Genomic DNA, 336 nt, shown 5'->3' with positions numbered 1-336 from the left:
GGAGAACCTGAACCAGATGGTGGACTCACTCAACATTTTTGCGGATGAGGTAACACGCGTAGCACGTGAAGTGGGTACCGAAGGACGCCTCGGCGGCCAGGCCAAAGTGCCGAACGTAGGTGGTGTTTGGAAAGACCTGACCGATAACGTGAATACGATGGCATCCAACCTGACGCTACAGGTACGCGACATCGCGAATGTAGCGACAGCGGTGGCGAAAGGTGATCTGGCTCAGAAAGTATCTGTGGATGTGAAAGGTGAACTGGGTGAGTTGAAGGAAAATATCAACCGCATGGTGGACTCGCTCAACATCTTCGCCGGTGAAGTAACCCGTGT

General features: G+C 53.3%; 1 protein-coding gene. It reads left to right on the top strand.

All coding sequences use genetic code 11. The features are described from left to right. On the top strand, positions 1-336 hold a 336-nt coding region (locus tag OB13_RS16325), incomplete at both ends, for a HAMP domain-containing protein (protein ID WP_461491244.1).

It is taken from the genome of Pontibacter sp. HJ8 (assembly GCF_054824225.1).
Note: the sequence above shows the minus strand (reverse complement) of the source record. Positions and strands in the feature narration are given on the sequence as shown.